The 3,867-nt window shown below is 75.2% G+C and carries 5 protein-coding genes; 1 reads left to right on the forward strand and 4 read right to left on the reverse strand.

Annotated features, from left to right (window positions below):
• Positions 1-26 precede the first annotated feature (26 nt).
• From ABD317_RS34360 to ABD317_RS34375, 4 genes are all read right to left on the reverse strand, one after another.
• Positions 27-914: a hypothetical protein gene (locus ABD317_RS34360; protein ID WP_344295374.1), complete on the reverse strand. Its 888-nt coding sequence runs from the start codon at positions 912-914 to the stop codon at positions 27-29.
• A gap of 122 nt (positions 915-1,036) precedes the next feature.
• Positions 1,037-1,837, reverse strand: a complete 801-nt coding sequence (locus ABD317_RS34365) for a DJ-1/PfpI family protein (protein WP_344295376.1) — start codon at positions 1,835-1,837, stop codon at positions 1,037-1,039.
• Positions 1,834-2,820: a GlxA family transcriptional regulator gene (locus ABD317_RS34370; RefSeq protein WP_425582517.1), complete on the reverse strand. Its 987-nt coding sequence runs from the start codon at positions 2,818-2,820 to the stop codon at positions 1,834-1,836. Before ABD317_RS34370 ends, ABD317_RS34365 begins: the two co-directional genes overlap by 4 nt.
• A gap of 116 nt (positions 2,821-2,936) precedes the next feature.
• Positions 2,937-3,290, reverse strand: coding sequence for a hypothetical protein (locus ABD317_RS34375; RefSeq protein WP_344295381.1), 354 nt, complete (start codon positions 3,288-3,290; stop codon positions 2,937-2,939).
• A gap of 127 nt (positions 3,291-3,417) precedes the next feature.
• Between ABD317_RS34375 and ABD317_RS34380 the strand changes: the two genes are divergently transcribed.
• Positions 3,418-3,813, forward strand: a complete 396-nt coding sequence (locus ABD317_RS34380; RefSeq protein ID WP_344295383.1) for a TrkA C-terminal domain-containing protein — start codon at positions 3,418-3,420, stop codon at positions 3,811-3,813.
• Positions 3,814-3,867: the final 54 nt, after the last annotated feature.

Below are 3,867 nucleotides of genomic sequence, written 5' to 3' on the forward strand. Positions count from 1 at the left end.
CCGCGGCCCGGGCGGTGCGGGCCGGCTCAGAGCAGGGAGTTCCGCTTCAGCACCGCCACGGCGGTGACCGTGCGGTAGCCGCGCCACTCCAGCGCGGCGGCCGGCGAGTACGAGGCGAAGTCGACCGCCCAGCCGCCGTCGTCCCGCTGCTCCGCGGCCAGCCGGCGCAGCTCGGCGTCGATGACGTCCGGGCTGTAGAGCGTGCGCGCGGGGCGGCCGGGTTCGGGGGCGACGTCGAGCGGCCGGATCGCCTCCCCCGCGGAGCCGCCCGCGACGGGCAGCACTCCGTCGGCGGGGATGAGCGGGCGCAGCCGTTCCAGCAGGGCGGCGGCCTCCGGCCGGGTGTCGGAGGAGGCGTCGAGGAAGCGGATCGCGAAGGCCAGCTCGATCGCGTGCGGGGTGTCGCCGATGGCCTCGACGGCGTCCAGGCAGTAGCCGGTGGCCCGGTCCAGCCAGGGGTGGGCCGCGACGGCCGGGTCGTGCGCGGCCACCTTCCAGGCGGCGCCGGCGGCGAACGCGGTGCTCTGGAGCGTCGAGACCGCCGGGTCGGCCCCGGCCCAGAACGGTGCGCAGCCGGCGGCGTCCGCCACGGGCAGCGCGAAGGGCAGTCCGCCGTCCGGCAGCGTGGCGGAGTGGAGCCAGTCGCACAGCTGCTCCGCGTGCGGGGTTGTGGCCGGGGCGATCTCCGCGAACACCTCGAAGGCGTGGAGTGCGCCGCCGGGCTGGCTCTCCGGGGCCCGTAGGTCCGGTTCCAGTCCCCAGCCGTAGCCGCCGTCGGGGTTGCGGTAGCCGTCGACGGCGGCGAGCACGGCGGCGGGATCCGTCCGGTCGAGCAGCAGTGCGAAGCGGCGGCGGTCGAGCAGCCGCGCGTGCGTGGTCATGAACGACGCGGCGGCGGAGAGGTCTGCGTTCATAGGTCCACGATGGCACCGGCGCGGGCGGGGGTCTTGAACGTATCGGACGTCCGGACGTGTCGGGGCGTGCGCCGGGCCCTGGACGCGTGCCGCGGCGCCCGGGGGTGTGCCGCGTCGACGTGCTAGCGCTGCGACTTCTCCAGGAGCCGCAGCGCCAGCTCCTTCAGCTCGGGGTCCGCCTCGGCGGCGTTGCCGGAGTCGTACGGGGGCCGCGGGTCGTATTCGACGGCGAGCTGCACCGCGCGGGCCGTCAGCTCGTCGGTGAGCAGGGCGGCCAGGTAGAGCGACATGTCGACACCCGCCGAGACGCCGGCGGCGGTGATCACCTTGCCGTCGTGGACGTAGCGTTCGGGCACGTAGGTGACGCCGAAGGTCGTCTGCAGGTAGTCCTTCGACGCCCAGTACGTGGTGGCGCGGGTGCCGAGGAGGCCGGCGGCGCCGAGGACGAGGGAGCCGGTGCACACCGAGGTGGTGAAGCGGGTGCGGCGGTGGGCGCGGCGCAGGAAGCGGAGGATCGCGGGGTTCTCCATGGCGGCGACGGTTCCGCGGTTGCCGGCGCCGGGCACGAGGACGACGTCCAGCCGGCCGGTCTCGGCGAACGACCGGTCGGCGACGACCGCCGTGTGCCCGGTGTCCGTGCGTACGGGGCCGCGGCGTTCGGCGACCATCGTGATCTCGGCGCCGGGCAGCCGGGACAGCACCTCGACGGGGCCGGTCGGGTCGAGGAGGCTGAAGCCGTCGTACAGCACGACGCCGATCCGCGGGCCGCGTCCCGGCCGCCGGGCCTCGCTCCGCCGCGTGTCTGCCGCGTGGGCGGCGGCGGGGAGCCCGGTCGCCAGGGCCGCGTCCGCGCCGGCCGCCGCGCCGCCGAGGCCGGCCCGCCGGGTGGTCGTCGGGTCGGTGTCCGTGTCGGTGTGCGTCATGCTCCGGGAGTCTGCCGGTCCGCCCGCGGGCGGGCCCGCGGCATGTCCGGCATCCTGCGAATCGTGTCCCCGGTGGCCCCGTAGTGCTCCAGGAACGCCTGCCGCAGCGTCTCGGCGGAGCCGAAGCCGCAGCGGCGCGCGATGGCGGCCAGCGTCAGCCGGCTGGAACGGACGAGGTGGGCGGCGCCCTCGGTGCGGGCGGCGCGCACCGCGCGCGCCGGGGTGGTGCCGAGATGCCGGGCGAACAGCCTGGTGAGGTGGCGTGTGCTGATGCCGGCGCGGGCGGCGAGAGCGCGGGGGCCGAGGTCGTCGGCGAGGTGCGCGGAGACGTGGCCGAGGAGGTCGTGCACGAGGCGGTCCCCACCGGGCGGGGCGGCGAGGAACATGCTGATCTGCGCCTGGTCGGCGGGGCGGTGCAGGTACGTGACCAGCTCACGGGCGACGTCGCGGGCGAGCGCCGGCCCGTGGTCGTCCTCGATCAGGGCGAGCGTGAGGTCCAGCGCGCTGGTCACGCCGGCCGAGGTGTAGACGTGCCCGTCGCGTACGTACAGGGGCGCCGGGTCGACGGCGACGGCCGGGTGGCGGGCGGCGAGTTCGGCGCCGTAGCGCCAGTGGGTGGTGACCCGCCGCTGGTCCACCAGGCCGGCGGCGGCCAGGACGAACACCCCGGTGCACACGGCCGTGACCCGGCGGGCGCCGGTCGCCAGCCGCCGCACCTGGCGGACCAGTTCCCCGTCCACGGCGGCCCGCTCGTGTCCGATGCCGCCGACGACCATGAGGGTGTCCGGGCGCGCCGGCACGTCGGCGAGCCGCTGCCCGCCGCCGACGCCGATACCGGCGGAGCTGAGGACCCCGCGGCCGCTGGCGGTGGCGAGGCCGATGCCGTACGGGGGGTCGGCGCCGAAGCGGTTCGCGGCGTCCAGGGCGCCGCTGGGGCAGGCGATGTCGAGGATCTGCGCGTCGTCGTACGCGACGAGCACCACCCGGCGTACCGCGGCGTCCGGCACCCCACACCCCGCCCTCCGAATCGCGGGGCGCCGCGGCGCCCCGGCCCGCGGCCAGGGTACCGACCTGCGGGTGCCGGGGGGTGGGGCGGTGGTCAGCGGGGTTCGCCGTCCGGCGGGTCGCCGTCGGCCCGGGTACCGCGCAGGGCGGCGTCGGCGGCCCTGATCTCCGCGTAGTACTGCCGGTGCACCTTGTACGCGCGGTCGATCTGGAACGTGTGGTACATCCCGGACGGTTCGCCGAAGGGGAAGTCGCGGGGCAGGCGCTGTGCGGTGCCTTTGCGCACGATGAGGATGGCGCGGTCGGTGACCACGAACGTCCACACGCGTGCGGTGAGGATCGACGATCCGGACTGCGCGACGAACCCCGTCTGTATCTGCTCGCCGGGTTCCAGGTGCGGTGCGGCCCGCTTGGCGATCAGCTCGACCCGCCGCTCCTGGTGGCCCATGGGGTTCCCTCCGTAGCGAGATGAGCCGGAATCGTAGCGCGGAACCGGGGTCCCCGGTACGGCCCCGGAACGGGGTGCCGGTGCACGGGCTGCGGTGCGCCGGGGGATCCGGTGCGCCGCCGCCTAGGTGGCGTCACGCTTCCGGGACGACTTCTTCGACTGCCTGACCGCGCGGGGACACGCTCATGGCCGCATCCTCACCCAGCTCGGCGTCGACCACGTCGCCTACCCCGAACACGACATGGGCCAGCGCGTCGCCCACCTCGTGCGGGGCCGCATGCTGGACTACATCGAGTTCGAGGACGACTTCGCCACGGTGAAGACCAACCCACCAGGCGAGATCATCGGCCTCCCCCTGTTCAACAGCGCCCTCCGCTCCCGCTACGGCATCACCGTCCTCGCCATCAAGCGGCCCGGCAAGGGCTTCACCTACGCCACCCGGGAAACCGCCGTGGAAGCCGACGACACGATCATCGTCGCCGGGCGGACGCGCGCGACGGAACGCTTCAGCGAACTGCGCTGAGTGCCTGACGCTGTCGGGGATCTTGGTCGAGCGAGGTGGTGGTCACCACCTTGA

Source organism: Streptomyces synnematoformans (assembly GCF_039531005.1).
Taxonomy (GTDB): Bacteria; Actinomycetota; Actinomycetes; order Streptomycetales; family Streptomycetaceae; genus Streptomyces; species Streptomyces synnematoformans.

What these genes read in the sequence shown, in the direction of transcription:
- ABD317_RS34365 (WP_344295376.1), bottom strand. Translation starts at nt 1,837, where the DNA reads ATGACGCACACCGACACGGACACCGACCCGACGACCACCCGGCGGGCC.
- ABD317_RS34360 (WP_344295374.1), bottom strand. Translation starts at nt 914, where the DNA reads ATGAACGCAGACCTCTCCGCCGCCGCGTCGTTCATGACCACGCACGCG.
- ABD317_RS34375 (WP_344295381.1), bottom strand. Translation starts at nt 3,290, where the DNA reads ATGGGCCACCAGGAGCGGCGGGTCGAGCTGATCGCCAAGCGGGCCGCA.